Source organism: Candidatus Pantoea bituminis, from assembly GCF_018842675.1.
Lineage (GTDB): Bacteria > Pseudomonadota > Gammaproteobacteria > Enterobacterales > Enterobacteriaceae > Pantoea > Pantoea phytostimulans.
This window is the reverse complement of sequence record NZ_JAGTWO010000004.1, coordinates 956965-974877: the sequence shown is the minus strand read 5'-3', so window position 1 is coordinate 974877 and position 17913 is coordinate 956965. Positions and strand designations below refer to the sequence as shown.

At 51.6% G+C, this 17913-nt stretch carries 14 protein-coding genes and 3 pseudogenes; 6 read left to right on the top strand and 11 right to left on the bottom strand.

Annotation, left to right across the window (positions count from 1 at the left end):
• The first annotated feature begins 376 nt into the window (after positions 1-376).
• From ptsH to crr, 3 genes are all read left to right on the top strand, one after another.
• Entirely contained in the window at positions 377-634 is a 258-nt protein-coding gene (ptsH, locus tag KQP84_RS08345) for a phosphocarrier protein Hpr (protein ID WP_003848868.1), read from the top strand.
• Positions 635-793: 159 nt separating this feature from the next.
• A complete protein-coding gene (gene ptsI / locus KQP84_RS08340) occupies positions 794-2521 on the top strand; it encodes a phosphoenolpyruvate-protein phosphotransferase PtsI (RefSeq protein ID WP_215845965.1) in 1728 nt (575 codons plus the stop codon).
• A 42-nt stretch (positions 2522-2563) separates the two neighbouring features.
• A complete protein-coding gene (gene crr, locus KQP84_RS08335) occupies positions 2564-3064 on the top strand; it encodes a PTS glucose transporter subunit IIA (RefSeq protein ID WP_215845963.1) in 501 nt (166 codons plus the stop codon).
• A gap of 98 nt (positions 3065-3162) precedes the next feature.
• Here the strand turns inward: crr and KQP84_RS08330 are convergent, their stop codons facing one another.
• From KQP84_RS08330 to KQP84_RS08285, 10 genes and pseudogenes are all read right to left on the bottom strand, one after another.
• Entirely contained in the window at positions 3163-4509 is a 1347-nt protein-coding gene (locus tag KQP84_RS08330) for an ATP-binding protein (protein ID WP_215845962.1), read from the bottom strand.
• Complete coding sequence (locus KQP84_RS08325) at positions 4506-5186, bottom strand: response regulator transcription factor (RefSeq protein WP_215845960.1); 681 nt, start codon at positions 5184-5186, stop codon at positions 4506-4508. Before KQP84_RS08325 ends, KQP84_RS08330 begins: the two co-directional genes overlap by 4 nt.
• 170 nt (positions 5187-5356) lie before the next feature.
• Positions 5357-6238 carry a cysteine synthase CysM gene (gene cysM, locus KQP84_RS08320; protein WP_215845959.1) on the bottom strand — a complete coding sequence of 294 codons (882 nt, stop codon included), beginning with the start codon at positions 6236-6238 and terminating at the stop codon, positions 5357-5359.
• Positions 6239-6428: 190 nt separating this feature from the next.
• Positions 6429-7517 (bottom strand): sulfate/thiosulfate ABC transporter ATP-binding protein CysA, encoded by a 1089-nt coding sequence (gene cysA, locus KQP84_RS08315; protein WP_215845957.1) that lies wholly within the window; start codon positions 7515-7517, stop codon positions 6429-6431.
• Positions 7507-8382 carry a sulfate/thiosulfate ABC transporter permease CysW gene (gene cysW / locus KQP84_RS08310; protein ID WP_215845955.1) on the bottom strand — a complete coding sequence of 292 codons (876 nt, stop codon included), beginning with the start codon at positions 8380-8382 and terminating at the stop codon, positions 7507-7509. Before cysW ends, cysA begins: the two co-directional genes overlap by 11 nt.
• Complete coding sequence (gene cysT / locus KQP84_RS08305; RefSeq protein ID WP_215845953.1) at positions 8382-9215, bottom strand: sulfate/thiosulfate ABC transporter permease CysT; 834 nt, start codon at positions 9213-9215, stop codon at positions 8382-8384. The genes cysW and cysT overlap by 1 nt, the downstream gene beginning before the upstream one ends.
• A pseudogene (locus tag KQP84_RS08300) lies at positions 9215-10229 on the bottom strand (sulfate ABC transporter substrate-binding protein). Before KQP84_RS08300 ends, cysT begins: the two are co-directional and overlap by 1 nt.
• Before the next feature lie 282 nt (positions 10230-10511).
• Entirely contained in the window at positions 10512-11129 is a 618-nt protein-coding gene (locus KQP84_RS08295) for an RpoE-regulated lipoprotein (RefSeq protein WP_215845951.1), read from the bottom strand.
• Between the two features lie 80 nt (positions 11130-11209).
• Positions 11210-11667, bottom strand: a pseudogene (locus KQP84_RS08290) (DUF2919 family protein).
• Positions 11663-12087 (bottom strand): annotated as a pseudogene (locus KQP84_RS08285) (GNAT family acetyltransferase). The pseudogenes KQP84_RS08290 and KQP84_RS08285 overlap by 5 nt, the downstream one beginning before the upstream one ends.
• 223 nt (positions 12088-12310) lie before the next feature.
• On the opposite strand from KQP84_RS08285, the gene amiA reads away from it, so the two are divergent.
• Both amiA and hemF read left to right on the top strand, forming a co-directional pair.
• Positions 12311-13162, top strand: coding sequence for an N-acetylmuramoyl-L-alanine amidase AmiA (amiA, locus tag KQP84_RS08280; protein WP_215845949.1), 852 nt, complete (start codon positions 12311-12313; stop codon positions 13160-13162).
• 39 nt (positions 13163-13201) lie between these two features.
• The gene (gene hemF / locus KQP84_RS08275; protein WP_215845947.1) at positions 13202-14122 is read left to right on the top strand and encodes an oxygen-dependent coproporphyrinogen oxidase; all 921 of its coding nucleotides are present in this window, start codon (positions 13202-13204) and stop codon (positions 14120-14122) included.
• 165 nt (positions 14123-14287) lie between these two features.
• Here hemF and maeB read toward each other — a convergent pair whose 3' ends face one another.
• On the bottom strand, positions 14288-16567 hold the full coding sequence (gene maeB / locus KQP84_RS08270) for an NADP-dependent oxaloacetate-decarboxylating malate dehydrogenase (RefSeq protein ID WP_215845945.1): 2280 nt from the start codon (positions 16565-16567) through the stop codon (positions 14288-14290).
• A 350-nt stretch (positions 16568-16917) separates the two neighbouring features.
• Here maeB and tal point away from each other — a divergent pair, with 350 nt between their 5' ends.
• On the top strand, positions 16918-17868 hold the full coding sequence (gene tal / locus KQP84_RS08265) for a transaldolase (RefSeq protein ID WP_215845944.1): 951 nt from the start codon (positions 16918-16920) through the stop codon (positions 17866-17868).
• Positions 17869-17913: the final 45 nt, after the last annotated feature.

The following is a 17913-nucleotide window of genomic DNA, read 5'->3' as shown; positions in this document are numbered from 1 at the left end:
AAATTGCCGAAAAAAGCACCCAAATGGGTGCTTTTTTGTGGTGTAGATCTCACTTTCACTACCCTGCAGATTGATTTCAATGATGCGGCTCTGGTATTTAGACAGCCAATTATTTCGATGCCTGAAATTAATCCATTGTTGAAATGGATCAAGCTGAATCGATTTACGGATTTGGCGAAACGGCGAATCACGGCATAATTAAAAACAGAAAAGCCCTCGACTTGTTTTGTGATGCTTTTCTGGAATGAATAACTCATTCATGCGCATTAATTGGTCAGCTTGACGCTATACCAGCGCACCTACACAGGCTAAAGTGTTGGCTCCAGGCTAGACTTTAGATTCATAACACCAATCCTGATAACGTTGGGGAAATAGAATGTTTCAGCAAGAAGTTACCATTACCGCGCCAAACGGTCTGCATACTCGCCCAGCTGCGCAATTTGTTAAAGAAGCCAAAGCTTTTCAGTCAGAAATCACCGTGACCTCTAACGGTAAATCAGCGAGCGCAAAAAGCCTGTTCAAACTTCAGACTCTGGGTTTGACTCAAGGCACCGTTGTTACTCTTTCCGCGGAAGGTGAAGACGAGCAGAAAGCAGTTGAGCATCTGGTTAAATTGATGGCAGAACTGGAGTAATCTCCTTTTCGCTTTCAGAAAACTGACTCCTCTGCGCCATTGAGTGCAAACATCTTGATCGCGGACAACTTGTCCGCGATATTGCTTCCGTAGAGTACGTGTCCCGTGACAATGGCACCGCAAAGAGTCAATCAGCCATCGTGATTAAAAGGTAGGGTTATGATTTCAGGCATTTTAGCATCACCAGGTATCGCTTTCGGCAAAGCTCTGCTGCTGAAAGAAGACGAGATCGTCATCAACCGCAAAAAGATTTCTGATGACCAGGTTGAGCAGGAAGTTCAGCGCTTCCTCGAAGGACGCGGCAAAGCGGCCATTCAACTGGAAGCTATTCGAGTCAAAGCGGGTGAGTCCCTCGGTGAAGAGAAAGCTGCCATCTTCGAAGGCCACATCATGTTGCTGGAAGACGAAGAGCTGGAGCAGGAAATCATTGACCTCATCAAGAAAGAGCACGCCAGCGCAGATGCTGCGGCTTATTCGGTGATTGATGGCCAGGCGAAAGCGTTAGAAGAGCTGGATGACGAATACCTGAAAGAGCGTGCCGCTGATGTACGCGACATTGGTAAGCGTTTACTGCAAAACATCTTAGGTCTGCACATTGTTGATCTGAGTGCTATTCAAGACGAATCCATTCTGGTGGCTAAAGATTTGACCCCATCAGAAACCGCGCAGCTAAACCTGAAAAAGGTGCTGGGCTTTATCACCGATCTGGGTGGTCGTACTTCACATACCTCAATCATGGCGCGTTCTCTTGAGATCCCAGCGATTGTGGGTACTGGTAATGTTACTACTTCAGTCAAAAACGGCGATTTCCTGATCATTGATGGCGTAAATAACACCATTTATGTCAATCCAGATGAAGCAAAACTGGATGAGCTGAAAGCCGTTCAAACACAATATCTCTCTGAAAAACATGAATTAGCCAAACTGAAAGATCTGCCTGCTATCACGCTGGATGGACATCAGGTTGAAGTTTGCGCCAACATCGGTACGGTACGCGATATCGCCGGTGCCGAGCGTAACGGTGCTGAAGGCGTAGGCCTGTATCGTACTGAATTCTTGTTTATGGACCGCGATTCACTGCCAACCGAAGAAGAGCAATTCCAAGCGTATAAAGCTGTCGCTGAAGGCATGGGTTCGCAAGCGGTAATTGTGCGTACCATGGATATCGGCGGTGACAAAGATCTGCCTTACATGAACCTGCCGAAAGAAGAAAACCCCTTCCTCGGCTGGCGCGCCATTCGTATTGCTATGGATCGCAAAGAGATTCTGCATGCGCAGCTGCGCGCTATTTTACGTGCATCCTCTTTTGGTAAGCTGCGTATCATGTTCCCGATGATCATTTCGGTTGAAGAAGTTCGCAGCCTGAAAGCGGAACTGGAGCTGCTGAAAGCGCAATTGCGTGAAGAAGGCAAAGCATTTGATGAGACCATTGAAGTCGGCATTATGGTCGAAACACCCGCTTCTGCGGTCATTGCGCGTCATCTGGCGAAGGAAGTCGATTTCTTCAGTATTGGGACAAACGATCTGACGCAGTATACTCTGGCGGTTGATCGTGGTAATGATTTGATATCGCACCTGTATAACCCAATGACGCCGTCCGTGCTGAACTTAATCAAGCAAGTCATTGATGCTTCTCATGCTGAAGGCAAGTGGACTGGCATGTGTGGTGAGCTGGCAGGTGACGAACGTGCTACACTACTGTTACTGGGAATGGGGCTGGACGAATTCAGCATGAGTGCCATTTCTATCCCAAGCATCAAGAAAATTATTCGTAATACGAATTTTGAAGATGCGAAGGAGTTGGCGGAGCAGGCTCTGGCTCAACCTACAGCGGAAGATTTAATGAACCTGGTTAACAAGTTCATCAAAGAAAAAACACTCTGCTGATCCGCTAGATGCTGGCCCCAAATTACTGCTTAGGAGAAGATCATGGGTTTGTTTTCTAAACTTTTTGGCGATAAAACAGATAGCGCTGGGACAATTGACATCGTAGCGCCTCTGTCAGGCGAAATCGTGAACATTGAAGACGTACCAGATGTGGTGTTTGCTGAAAAAATTGTAGGCGATGGAATCGCAATCAAACCGAGCGGCAACAAAATGGTTGCACCGGTTGATGGCAAAATCGGCAAGATTTTTGAAACTAACCACGCTTTTTCAATCGAGTCTGAAAATGGTATCGAGCTGTTTGTTCACTTCGGCATCGACACGGTTGAACTGAAAGGTGAAGGCTTCAAACGTATCGCTGAAGAAGGCCAGCTGGTCAAAAAAGGCGATGTGATTATTGAGTTCGATTTACCGTTGCTGGAAGAGAAAGCAAAATCAACCCTTACACCTGTTGTCATCTCCAACATGGATGAGATCAAGGAAATGATCAAGCTGACTGGCCAGGTCACCGTAGGCGAAACGCCGGTGATTCGCATTAAGAAGTAAGCGACATCAGAATTGAAAAACGGCACCTTCGGGTGCCGTTTTTGTTCATAATAAAGCGTGACTACGCTTTGTGCCTGGTTAACGCAGCAAAGAGAATTTTAGAGCTGCCAACGCGGTAGGCGAATCGTTAATTCCAACCCGCCCTCTGGGCGATTCAGCGCTTTGATTTCACCATGATGCGCCAGAACGACTTTGCGGACGATCGCCAGTCCTAAACCATATCCTTTGCCCATCAGCGGTGAATTTACCCGAACAAAGGGATCGAAGATGCTAGAGAGTTTCTCTTCATCAACGCCCGGCCCTTGATCGCAGACGCGAATCGCCAACCATTGGTTTTCGGCCTGCAAACGCACCTCAATATGTTGTCCCTTCATTGAAAAGCGCAGCGCGTTTCGTAACACGTTCTCCACCCCGCGCCGAACCAACTCAGCATTGCCGCGCACGGTATAATCTGCATTTTCATCGACAAAAAAATCAACTTTCACGCCAGGAATCTGCGCTTCATAACGCACATCCGTCACCACGGCATGCAGCAGTCCGGTCAGATCAAAGTACTGCTCATCCGGCATGCTTTCATGCTCAGCGCGCGAGAGCGTAAGCAGCTCGCCGATCATTTTATCCAGCCGCCGCGCCTCTTCATCAATGCGATCCAGCGATGCGTTAACGCTTTCAGGCGTTTGTCGCGCCAAGCCGGTTGCCAACTGCAAGCGCGCCAGCGGTGAACGCAACTCATGCGAAATATCATGCAGCAACTCTTCGCGGGTACGCACCAGCGTATCAAGCCGCTCTACCATCGCGTCAAACGCCTGCGCCACGCTTGAAAGTTCGTCATGGCGCTTACGCATTATCGGATAGAGTCGCACGCTTAAATCGCCGTCTGCGACGCGGGAGAATCCTTCCCGCAGTTGACGCATTGGCCGTGTCAGGTTCCACGCCAACAGCAAACTGAACAGCAACCCTACCGCGCCGGCGAAAATAAACATCGGTGTAGGGATATTCAGAATACTGTGCGGCATATCCATTCGGCTATCTTCGCGCATGCCTTTGACGTCGTAGCGCAGCTCATACTGTTTACCGTCTGCGCCTTTTACCCAGCGCACAATCACATCAGGAATATGCCCTTCAAAGGGTGGGTTAAATCCTTCCGGCAACATTTCACCTTGTACCGGTTTGTCATGCTGAAGGATTTTAAAGAACTGGCGATCGTTGGGTTCCCAATCCGCCATCATGTCATTCAACGAGCTTGGACCACCGCGCTCAAGCACTGAAACTACCGAGGCCATCTGCAAATTCACAATACGACGAATAGCGATGACTTCTGGCGGTTCATGATGATTACCCGAAATGGAAAACCCAAGCCATATCAACTGACTAATAATAACGAACACCACCCAGAAGCCGATGAGGATCTTCCAGAACATGCGTCCGCGATAGCTGTATTTCATCGAATGCGATAACCAATGCTGCGAACGGTTTCAATATTGACGCTATCTGCGGTTAACGCGCTGAGCTTCTGACGGATATTGCTGATATGCACATCAACGCTGCGATCATAAGCTTCACGCGGACGCCCTAATCCCTTCTCTGATAACTCATCTTTTGACACCACACGATCGGGCGCACGCAACAGCAGATCGAGCAGATTAAATTCTGAGGCCGTGAGATCGAAGGCATTGCCCTGCCATTCGGTCATACGCGTAGCCGGATTCAGCGTCAACTCGCCCCAGCGCAGCAGCTCCTTTTTATCCGGCAAGGGTGCCTGCTCTTCAAAGCGACGCAGCACGGCGCGCAGTCGCGCAACCAGCTCGCGCGGATAGCATGGCTTGGGTACATAATCGTCAGCGCCCATTTCCAGGCCAATAACGCGATCAATATTATCGCCCTTGGCGGTTAGCATGATCACTGGCATGCGGCTGTTCTGGCGGATCTGGCGTAACACATCTATGCCGCTCATGTCTGGCAGCATGATATCGAGAATAATGGCGGTATATTGCCCAGAAAGCGCGCCTTCAACACCCGCACTTCCGGTTAAAACCAGATGTGCATCAAAGCCTTCCGTAATCAGATATTGGCTCAACATGGTGCCCAGTTCTAAATCGTCATCAACAAGCAGAATTTTCATTTTTATCTCTCGTACAAAATTGCGGCTATTCTGTCCTGAACTAGCTTCGGACGCAGCTGGTTTTACGCGATCCTTACGGATTTAGCGCCAGAAGATTCTCAAGCTGACTATAGACAAAAAAGGCTTGTTGGCCCTAATTGAGCCAACAAGCCTTTTTAGAAAGCGGGAAATTAGCGATAAATGCCGGTTGAAAGGTAACGATCGCCACGATCGCAAATAATCGCGACCACGACGCTGCCAGGATGCGCAGCGGCAATGCGTAAGGCGCCGGCTACTGCGCCACCTGAGCTTACGCCACAGAAAATGCCTTCTTTTCTTGCCAGCGCACGCATGGTTTCTTCGGCTTCCTGCTGCGACATGTCCATCACATCATCCACTAAATCGGGACGATAAATACCAGGCAGATACGCTAAAGGCCAACGGCGGATACCGGGAATACTGCTGCCCTCGCTTGGCTGCAGACCAATCACTTGCACACCGGTTTTATGTTCTTTGAGGTAACGTCCCACACCGGTAATAGTACCCGTGGTGCCCATGCTGGAAACAAAATGGGTCATGCGTTGGTGTGATTGTTGCCACAACTCCGGGCCGGTAGTTTGGTAATGACCCAGCGGATTATCAGGATTGTTGAACTGATCGAGCACCCTACCCTCGCCGCGTGCAGCCATTTCCTGCGCTAAATCACGCGCCCCCTCCATGCCCTGCTCGCGGCTAACTAATATTAACTCCGCACCGTAAGCACGCATCGCATCTTGCCGTTCCTGACTCATGTTTTCGGGCATCAGCAGACGCAGCGCATAACCTTTCATGGCGGCAATCATCGCTAAAGCGATACCGGTATTACCGCTGGTGGCTTCTATCAAGCGATCGCCTGGTTTAATATCCCCACGCAATTCGGCCTGATTAATCATCGACCAAGCGGCGCGGTCTTTCACCGAGCCAGCGGGATTATTGCCTTCCAGTTTAAGCCAAACTTCGCTGCCGTTGGCGGGTGTGAGGCGCTGCAATTTAATCAACGGCGTGTTGCCGATGGTATTTTCGAGAGTTGTCACGGTGCATTTCCCGGAAAAAAACCTTTTATATCCAAGTCACAAACGCGTTTTTTGCCCATGCTGATTCCAGCCAGTGGCTTCCGTCAGCTAACTCGCTTGCCGCCTTCCTGCGACTTGAATGGTTTAGGTTTTAAAGAAGAAAAGTAAAAAAGGGCGGGATTCGCTCCCGCCCTATGTTGAAAAGAAAATATCAGGCGCTCTGAGCAAAGGCAACAGCGCGCAGCGGCGTTTTGTCTTGATAGAGACGCGCCTGTTGTAATCCGACAAACAGGCGTTCGCCACGGATTGGCGCCGTTTGGTCACCTTCAAACACCAGCGCGAAAGGCTCACTCTGCCAGCCGCTCGGCTGCACCACCAGCTGCCAGAAATGGCCGCGTGGGCTGACTTCTAAAATTTGTACCGGTAGCGGCGTTTCAAGGCTGCTCTGACGAGAAACGTCAATTTCCCATGGACGCAGGAACAGATCGACCTTGCCTTGATGCGCTGGCGTGTAGCCCAGCGGCCAGTGATGCGCACCCACATGGAACTGCGAGCCGTGGATTTCGCCATCAAAGCGGTTCACTTCGCCCAGGAATTCCAGCACAAAACGGGTCGATGGATCGCGCCATACGTCGTCTGGCGTACCCACCTGTTCGATGTTGCCTTGGCTCATCACCACGACACGATCGGCCACTTCCATCGCCTCTTCCTGATCGTGAGTCACGAACACGCTGGTAAATTTCAATTCTTCATGCAACTGACGCAGCCAGCGACGCAACTCTTTGCGCACCTGCGCATCCAGCGCGCCGAAAGGTTCGTCGAGCAGCAGGATTTGTGGTTCAACTGCCAGCGCACGCGCCAACGCCACTCGCTGCTTCTGACCACCCGACAGCTGAGCCGGAAAACGGTTTGCCAGATGAGCCAGTTGCACCATCTCCAGCAAACGCGTCACACGCTGTTTAATCTCTGCTGCAGAAGGACGCTCGCGGCGCGGCAGCACCGTCAGGCCAAAAGCGATATTGTCGAACACCGTCATGTGGCGGAACAGCGCATAGTGTTGGAACACGAATCCCACTTGACGATCGCGCGCATGCAGCGTGCTCACATCTTTGTTATGGAACCGAATTTGTCCGCTGTTTTGATGTTCTAACCCGGCAATAATACGCAGCAGCGTCGTTTTGCCTGAACCGGACGGCCCCAGCAGCGCCATCATCTCGCCAGAAAGAATATCCAAAGAGATATCGTTCAGCACCGATGTGCGACCGAATGATTTATTGATCTGTTTAATCTCAATGCTCATGATTTTCCTCCTGTTGCGAGCGGTTGTGCTGATGCTCTAAGCGCCATTGCACAATGCTTTTCAGAAACAGCGTCACTATCGCCATCAGGGTCAACAGCGCAGCAGCCGTAAATGCGCCTACCGTGTTGTAATCCTGATGCAGTAATTCAACCTGAAGCGGCAAAGTATAGGTTTCGCCACGAATCGATCCCGAAACCACCGAGACCGCACCAAATTCTCCAATTGCGCGTGCGTTGGTCAGCACCACGCCGTACAGCATTGCCCAGCGAATATTGGGCAGCGTTACGCGGCGAAACATCTGCCAACCGGACGCGCCCAGTAACACCGCCGCTTCATCTTCGTGGCTGCCCTGGCTCAGCATCACCGGCACCAGTTCACGCACCACAAACGGACAGGTGACAAAGATTGTCGCCAGCACCATGCCAGGCCAGGAGAACATGACCTGGATATTATGCGCATCCAGCCAGCCGCCCGCCGGGCCGTTAACGCCCCAGAACAGCAAATACATCAGCCCCGCCACCACCGGCGAAACTGCAAACGGAATATCGAACATCGTCAGTAACAGCTGGCGACCCGGAAAGGTAAAACGCGTTACCAGCCAGGCCAGCAGCGTGCCGAAGACCAAATTAACCGGCACGGTAATCAGCGCTACCAGCACCGTTAACCAGATGGCATGCAGCATGTCGCCATCCATCAAGTTGCTGAAAGTCAGGCCCAATCCTTTATGGAGCGCTTCGTAGAAGATTGAAGCCATCGGCACCACTAACAGCAAAATGGAGATCAGCGCACCTGTGCCAATCAAAAACCATTTGCCCCAATTCACCGGCTGACGGTCGGCTCGATTGATTTGCGTAATCTCTGCCATTACTGACCTCCCAGACGGCGACCAAAGCGGCTCTGCAAGGTATTAATACCAAACAGCAGCAGCAGCGACGCAGCAAGAATCACCGAGGCGATAGCGCTGGCCGCAGGATAATCAAACTCCTGTAAACGCACAAAAATCATCAGCGAGGTCACTTCGGTTTTCCACGCGATGTTACCGGCGATGAAAATCACGGCGCCAAACTCGCCGAGGCTACGGGTAAACGACAGCGCGGTGCCGGCCAGCAATGCGGGCGCCACTTCGGGTAGCACGACGCGGCGAAAGCTCTGCCACGGTGTTGCGCCTAAAGTTTCTGCCGCTTCTTCATATTCCGGGCCTAACTCTTCCAGCACCGGTTGTACTGTACGAACGACGAACGGGATGCTGGTAAACGCCATGGCGATGGCAATACCAATCCAGGTGTAAGAAATTTTGATATCAAACTGAGCAAACCATTGACCGTACCAGCCGTTGACCGAGAAGAGACCAGCCAGGGTTAAACCCGCCACCGCTGTTGGCAGCGCAAAGGGTAAATCCATCAAGCCATCAAGAATGGTGCGTCCTGGAAAACGGTAGCGCGTTAAAATCCACGCCATCAACATGCCAAACACGGCGTTAAACAGTGATGCCACACCGGCTGCAATTAACGTGACTTTATACGCCGCGATCAGCTGCGGATTAGTAATCACATCCCAATATTGCTGCAGCGTCATGTGCGATAGTTGCATGATCACTGCACTGATCGGCAGCAGTAGAATTAAACAGGTGAACAGCAGGCTGGTGCCGAGGCTGAGTCCGAAGCCGGGCAGAACCCGTTTTTGGCTAGCTGCAAACATTATCCACGCCCCGCCGCTAACAGTTTGTCCAGTTCGCCACCGCTGACGAAGTGGGTTTTCATTACGTTATCCCAACTGCCGAACGCATCCTCAACCCGGAACAGATCGGTTTGCGGAAAGCGGTCTTTCTGTTCAGCCATCAGCTGTGGATTGCTCACGCGATAGTAATAATGCGTGATGATTTTTTGCGCTTCCGGCGTGTACAGGAAGTTCAGATAAGCTTTAGCGGCCTCTGCGGTGTTGTTGTGCTCGACATTTTTATCGACCCACGCCACCGGAAACTCCGCCAGAATATTGGTTTTTGGCACCACGACTTCGTAGTCATCTTTGCCATATTGATTGCGAATGTTGTTCACTTCAGATTCGAAACTGATCAATACATCACCCAAGCCTCGCTCAGCAAAGGTGGTTGTCGCCCCGCGTCCGCCGGTATCGAACACTTCTACATTCTTCAAAAACTGGGTCATAAATGCTTCAGTTTTGGCTTTATCACCGCCGTCCACTTTATTCGCTACGCCCCACGCGGCCAAATAGGTGTAACGCCCGTTGCCTGAGGTTTTAGGATTAGGAAAGATCAGCTTTACGTCTTTACGGGTTAAATCGGACCAGTCATGGATTTGCTTTGGATTTCCTTACGGACCAGAAACGCCATGGTGGAATAAAACGGAGAACTGTTATTTGGCAGACGGGTTTTCCAGTCGGCTGGGATCAGATTGCCCTTGTCATGTAACACCTGCACGTCAGTGACCTGATTGTAAGTCACGACATCAGCGCGCAGACCTTGCAGAATAGCCAACGCCTGTTTGGATGAACCCGCATGTGACATCTTGATCGACAACTTATCGTTGGGGTGAGTGGCATCCCACTGTGTGGCAAACGGCGCATTCAGGGCAACAAACAGCTCACGTGAAACATCGTAAGAGCTGTTAAGCAATTCAGTTGCGTTAGCTGCGCCTGCCAGGCTCAGTGACAACGCGATACCGCTAACGATTTTTTCATCGCTTTAAGAGTCATTTGGCACCCTGAAAAAGTTTGATGCGGATCTCGCCCGCTGAGGCACCAGTTTATTTATAACTCAGTGAAAACCTGTAACGGTTTTATATATCGTTTGATGATTTCAAAGTCGAAAAAAGCATAAGACACTGGCAAAGTTTATGTGGGATTCAGTAATGCCTGGCGGGGAGTGAGGCTTTGCGCTTTTAATGCGGCGATATTGCAGACAGCGGCGATGTTAGTTCAGTGATTCAGCCCTTTCTGCACTGAATCACTGTTGAACAGTTTTAGTTGATTAAAGCATCAGCGCTGCCAAATGATTTTGCTCAGCTTCCAGTTTTTCAGCGTGTCGTCTGACGGCATCAAGCCTTCTGGACCGTGCCCTTCACCGCTATAAACATAGCGTAAATGCTGGCTGGCCGGTGCGCGACACTCAACATCCCGACTATCCAGACCGGAAGCCAGCGCACAGTTGTTGAAGGCTTTGCTGTATTTATCGCTGAAAGCATCACCGATTTTGCTGCCATCGCTGCTGACGATATTGGCGTCCATGACTTCAACGCGCTCAACACGACTCTGGCCGTAAATCACCAGCTTAACCTGGCCTTCATCCAGCGCCTGCCAAAAGGAGACAACCTCACCATTCTGACCGCGCATGCCCTGACGCAAGTCGTAATTGCCGTTCAGCCCCTCTTTAATGGCGCTTTCGGTCATGGGTGTCGCGGCATTAAGGCTGCCGACGCCTTGTTCGGTAGCGGTTAGCGATGCGCCAAACCAGTTCCACGGCAACGCCGATGACCAATGATAACTCAGCGGATTCCACCAACTTACCTGCTGGCTGCTGTTAGCGCCGGAGCCGGAACTGGCGCAGCCGCTCAGCATAACGGCGACAATCAGTAGCGTGGAACGAACAGCTTTCATGCAAACTCCTGTTAATGAAATACTCAGTAAATGAAATGCTCAGTGGCGGAACTGATTGGAGTCGTAAAGCGGCAAAAAGTTTATTCGAGATGATGTTCAGGTGAAAAGCAGTCGCGCAGCCGGGTATTGAACTGGAGCCAGAGCAGCGCCAGCAGATCAAACAGCGTTAACAGCAGCGGCAGCGGAGAACTCAGTAGATCGCCCTGTGTGAACTGAACACCTTGCCACAGCAAATTAACCCACAGTGATAACAGCAGCACGTTGCGCCAGTATTGCCACAGGCGCGGCCAGCGGGTGCGATAACCGGTCAGTAGCATACCGAGCAGCGCTGGTGTGCCTAACGCCAACCCGATCCAAAAAGCCTGTCGATCGGGATAAAATAGCGCCAGGAGATCGTTACCTTGTTGTCGTGAAGCGCCCGCCATCACCAGCAGCAGCCAGGTTCGCGCCAGCAACAGCATAATCGGCCAAAAAGAAACGGCAGCCGCAGCTGCCCTTTGCCGTCATATTCATCCGGCAGATATTTCAGCACATTAATACTCACGATCTTCTATCAATCGTTTGCCCAGCAGCATCACGTCAACCGGTTCGTAATCCAGCTTCTCGTAAAACGCCACCACCTGATCATTCTCTTCGCGCACCATCAGATGGATTTTCGGACAGCCGCGCGCAATCAGTTTTTTTCCAGGCGATTCATCAACGCATTGGCAAAGCCACGTCCCTGATAATCGGGATGCACGGCCAGGTAATAAGCAGCACCACGATGACCATCGTAACCGCCCATCAGCGTGCCAACCACTTCCCCACCCACTTCGGCCACAAGGAAAAGTTCGGGGTCGTGATTCATCTTACGTTCGATGTCCATTTCAGGATCGTTCCACGGACGTAACAAATCGCAACGTTCCCAGAGCGTGATCACTTCTTCAAAATCTTCCTGGCGGAAGGCGCGGATTTCCATCGTCTTTACCTGCAATTAAGCACAATTTGCTGATTATCACGCATTCTTTGCGCTGCGCAACCCTGGAAAAGCCGAGCGCGGAGAAAAACAACGGTTTTTTCTGTTCGCGAGCTGAAATACAAAGTAAAGCCCTGAAATAGTTCCGTGCTCGCGAGTGGCATAACGTTACGATATAACACTGGGCACTATTTTCGCTGTTCTCGCTACGCTAATGGATTTGCACATGAAATTGCTCAAGCATTTGACCAACCGCCGCCAACTGTTGCTTTCCGGCATCGCGTTGGCCATTTTGTCGCCGCGCGGCGTAATGGCGAAAGAACAAGAGACGACGCTGCGCGCCTCATCGCGTCACTCGCAGCCGGCTCCATCCGCTAAAAACGGCAAGCGTATCGTGATGATCGATCCGGGCCACGGCGGCATCGATTCCGGGGCGGTCGGCGGTGAAGGATCTGAAGAAAAACATATCGTGCTCGAAATTGCTAACAATGTGCGCCGCCAGTTGCAGGATCATCCGCGCATCGAAGTACGTCTGACGCGCGACAGCGATCACTTTATTCCGCTTTATCAGCGCGTGGAAATTGCCCATCAACACGGTGCCAATCTGTTTATGTCGATTCATGCCGATGGCTTTACCAGCCCAGATGCCAACGGCGCGTCGGTTTTCGCGCTCTCGAATCGCGGGGCCAGCAGCACCATGGCGCGCTATCTGTCAAAAAGAGAAAACGACGCTGATAAAATTGGCGGCGCGCAAGTGCAGCAGCAGGATCACTATTTGCAGCAAATTCTGTTCGATTTGGTGCAAACCGACACCATAAAAAATAGCCTGACGCTGGGTAAACACGTACTCGATCAGATTCGCCCTGTGCATCATCTGCACAGTCAGCATACCGAGCAGGCGGCTTTTGCGGTGCTGAAATCGCCTTCTATTCCCTCGGTGCTGGTCGAAACGTCTTTTATTACTAATCCACGCGAAGAGCAGTTACTCGGCACCAGCGCGTTTCGGCAAAAAATTGCCAGTGCCATCGCCAATGGCATCGTCAACTACTTTGATGAGTACGATCGTCGCCCGGCTTAGGTATAATCACGCCAAATTTTTTAACAGTAAGCGATATGCATGTCTGATATTTCCCGCGTAAAAGCCTTTCTGCTGCAGCTGCAGGAGGATATTTGTCACCGCCTCGCCGCCGAAGATGGCAGTGCCAAATTTGTCGAAGATAGCTGGCAACGCCCAGGCGGCGGCGGCGGACGTAGCCGTGTGCTGCGTAATGGCGCGGTATTTGAGCAGGCGGGCGTCAACTTTTCCCATGTGCATGGCGACCAAATGCCCTCTTCGGCAACCGCACACCGCCCTGAACTGGCGGGACGCAGTTTTGAAGCGATGGGCGTTTCGTTAGTGGTCCACCCTAACAATCCCTATGTTCCTACCAGCCACGCCAATGTGCGCTTTTTTATTGCCGAAAAACCGGGTGCCGAACCGGTGTGGTGGTTTGGCGGCGGCTTTGATCTCACGCCCTTTTACGGTTTCGAAGAGGATGCGCTGCACTGGCACCAAACTGCCTTTAATCTGTGCCAGCCGTTTGGTGATGAAGTCTATCCACGCTACAAAAAATGGTGCGATGACTATTTTTACATCAAGCACCGTGACGAGCAGCGCGGCATTGGCGGGCTGTTTTTTGATGACCTGAATGCGCCTGATTTTGAACACTGTTTCAACTTCATGCAGGCGGTTGGCAACGGTTTTCTTGACGCCTATCAACCGATTGTGGCACGTCGTAAAGATCATCCGTGGGGCGATCACGAGCGCCAGTTCCAACTGTACCGCCGCGGACGTTATGTCGAGTTCAATCTGGTGTGGGATCGCGGCACGCTGTTTGGTTTGCAGACTGGCGGTCGCACCGAATCGATCCTGATGTCAATGCCACCGCTGGTACGGTGGGAATATGATTACCAACCTGAAGCGAATTCGCCAGAAGCGGCGCTGTACCGTGATTTCTTACCCGTTCGCGACTGGCTTTCGCTTAATCCGCGAAAGTAACGGCATCCAGCTTGCCATTGCGCGATTCGCTTGCGCTCAGCCTGCCAAAATAATGGGCGCTGTATCAAGGCGGCAAAAGCAATCATTCCGATGCGCTTACTGATGTCAGCGATTCGGATGATTGCTTGCAGCCAATGCAGAGACAGCGCCAAGTATGAAGGCAGGTTATAAAGGTTGGGTCTGTGCTTCTACCACCGCCAACGCCACCATATTGACAATCCGCCGCACCGAGGCGATGCGCGTCAATATATGCACCGGCTTGGTAATGCCCATCAACACCGGCCCGACCGTGACGCCTTCCGAACAGGATACGCGCAGTAGGTTGTAACTAATACGCGCCGCTTCGACGTTCGGCATGATCAACAGGTTCGCCGTCCCTTTCAGCGGGCTATCCGGCATTACGTCGCGGCGGATGCTTTCAATTAACGCCGCATCGCCGTGCATTTCACCGTCAATTTCTAGCTCTGGCGCGCGCTGTTTAATCAGCGCCAGCGCGTCACGCATTTTACGTGCGCCTGGCGCATTGGAGGTCCCATAGCTGGAATGCGACAGCAGTGCAATCCGCGGTTCAATACCAAATCGCCGCACGGTTTCAGCGGCCATCAAGGTGATATCTGCGAGCTGGTCTGGCGTTGGATCTTCATTGACGTAGGTATCAGCGATAAACGTATTGCCGCTGGGCAGCAGCAATGCGTTCATGGCACTCGCCACCTTCACGTCATCACGAAAACCAAATACATTTTCAATCACCTCATAATGCTTACGATAATCGCCGATAGTGCCGCAGATTAACGCGTCGGCTTCACCACGATGCACCATGATGGCCCCAATCAGTGTGGGATTGCCGATTACCGCGCGCTGCGCCTCTTCCGGTGAAACCCCACGCCGCTTCATGATCTGGTAATACTCATTCCAGTATTCTTTGAAGCGCGGATCGGATTCATTGTTCACCACCTCAAAATCTTTACCCGCCTCAATTTTCAGGCCCTGCTTTTGTAGGCGCATCGCAATGACGTTAGGACGCCCAATGAGAATCGGCTTTGCCATGCCAAGCGACACCAGCTCTTGTGTTGCATGCAGCACACGAATTTCCTCTCCTTCCGCTAACACCACGCGTTTTGGCGCTTTGCGTGCCTGGGAAAAAATCGGCTTCATGAACAGGTTGGTTTTATAAACAAACTCAGTAAGCTGTTCGCGATAGGCATCAAAGTCTTGAATGGGCCGTGTCGCAACCCCAGACTCCATCGCCGCTTTAGCCACGGCGGGCGCGATTTTCACGATTAAGCGCGGATCAAACGGTTTGGGGATCAAATATTCCGGGCCAAAGCTCAGATCCTGATCGTCATACGCCGACGCGACCACATCGCTCTGCTCAGCCTGCGCCAGCGCCGCAATGGCATGCACCGCCGCCAGCTTCATCTCTTCGTTGATGGCCGTGGCTCCGACATCAAGCGCCCCACGAAAGATAAAGGGAAAGCACAGCACATTGTTGACCTGATTAGGGAAGTCAGAGCGACCGGTACAGATAATCGCGTCAGGCCGCACCGCTTTTGCCAGCGGTGGCATGATTTCGGGTTCCGGGTTTGCCAGCGCCAATATCAGCGGATCTTTGGCCATTTTTTCCACCATCTCTGGCGTCAGTGCTTTTGGTCCTGAACAGCCAAGGAAGATGTCTGCATGAGTAATCACCTCTTCCAGCTTACGCTTGCCGTTGTCCTTGATGGCGTACTCCGCTTTGGTCTGCGCCATGTTCTCTTCACGACCTTGATAAATCACCCCTTTTGAATCGCAGACCACAATGTTGTGCTTCTGCAATCCCAGCGCCACCAGCAAATTCAGGCAGGCGATAGCAGAAGCGCCCGCACCGGAGACCACCAGTCGTACATCAGAAATGGCTTTATTGACGATGGTTAAGCCATTGATCACCGCGGCGGTACAGATAATTGCAGTGCCGTGTTGATCGTCGTGGAACACCGGAATCTTCATCCGTTTACGCAGCTGCTGTTCAATATAAAAACATTCGGGCGCTTTGATATCTTCAAGGTTAATGCCGCCAAATGTCGGCTCCAGTGCGGCAATCACTTCAATCAGCTTGTCAGGATCCAGCTCATCAATTTCGAGGTCGAACACGTCGATGCCCGCGAATTTCTTGAACAAGACGCCTTTACCTTCCATCACGGGTTTACCCGCCAGCGCGCCGATGTTACCCAAACCCAGCACTGCGGTACCATTGGAGATCACCGCCACCAGATTGCCACGTGCGGTGTATTTGTGCGCCGCCAGCGGATCTTTAGCGATTTCCAAACAGGGTGCTGCCACGCCTGGCGAGTAGGCCAGCGCCAGATCGCGCTGCGTCGCTAACGGTTTAGTGGGTGAAACCTGAATCTTGCCGGGGGTAGGAAATTGATGAAAATCGAGCGCGCTTTGCTTCAGTTGATCATCCATTTGGCATCCTTAGTCGCCAGGGAAAGTCGCACCAGTATAGGAATCATTACGCAGCAAGACGGTGAAGGCGCTCAAAGAAGCTCATTGTTAAACGGCACAGATTGTCACAGCTCCCCCAGCGTCATTTGCTTCGGCTGCTATGCTTATAGGTGGAATAAGGCGCACCCCACGGTTTAACACCGCATGACGGCAATTTCGCTCCATTCCCCTGGCAACAATCAGAGAAACCGCATTTTCATACGAAAGTGTCTGTTGCAAGGTTATGAGCCTGTGTTACCGGAAACAGAACGGCTGCGAGGCCAAAGGTGTCCCCTTTTCGCTTTAATGATTTCTTTTCAAGGAGTTTAGAGATGAACCAGCTAGAAGCCCTAAAACAGTTCACCACCGTCGTGGCGGACAGTGGCGATATCGAGTCGATTCGCAACTACCACCCTGAAGACGCTACGACCAATCCTTCCCTCATCCTTAAAGCTTCCGGTCTCGACGCCTATAAACATTTGATTGATGACGCTATCGACTACGCCAAAAAGCAAGGCGGCAGCAAAGAGACGCAGATCATCAATGCCAGCGACAAAGTGGCCATTAACCTGGGTATGGAAATCCTGAAAAGCATACCAGGCCGTGTTTCGACCGAAGTGGATGCGCGCCTCTCCTTCGATCGTGGCATGTGTGTCACCAAAGCAGAAAAACTGGTTCGCCTGTACGAAGAGTATGGCATTGATCGCTCTCGTATCTTGATCAAGCTGGCGTCAACCTGGGAAGGTATTCGTGCCGCGGAAGAGCTGGAGAAAAACGGCATCAAATGTAACCTGACGCTGCTGTTCTCTTTTGCTCAAGCGCGTGCCTGTGCCGAAGCTGGCGTGTTCCTGATTTCACCGTTCGTGGGACGTATTTATGACTGGTACAACAGCCGTAAACCGCTGGACCCGTATGTAGCCGATGAAGATCCCGGCGTGAAATCTGTGCGTCGTATCTACGACTACTACAAAAAGCATCGTTATAGCACCATCATCATGGGCGCGAGCTTCCGTAAAGTAGAACAGATCATCGCACTGGCAGGTTGTGACCGCCTGACCCTTTCACCCAACCTGTTGGAAGAGCTGCAAAACAGCGATGCGCCGTTAGAACGTAAACTTGAACCTTCTACTGAAGGCTTCCACCAGCCGGCGTCGCTCTCTGAAGCGGAATTCCGTTGGGAACATAATCAGGATCCTATGGCAGTAGAAAAACTGTCTGAAGGCATCCGCCAGTTTGCTGTCGATCAGCAGAAACTTGAAGATGTGTTGGCTGCTCGTCTGTAGTTTTCATCACATTATTCGTGGGCGAGACCTTTCTCGCCCGCAGGT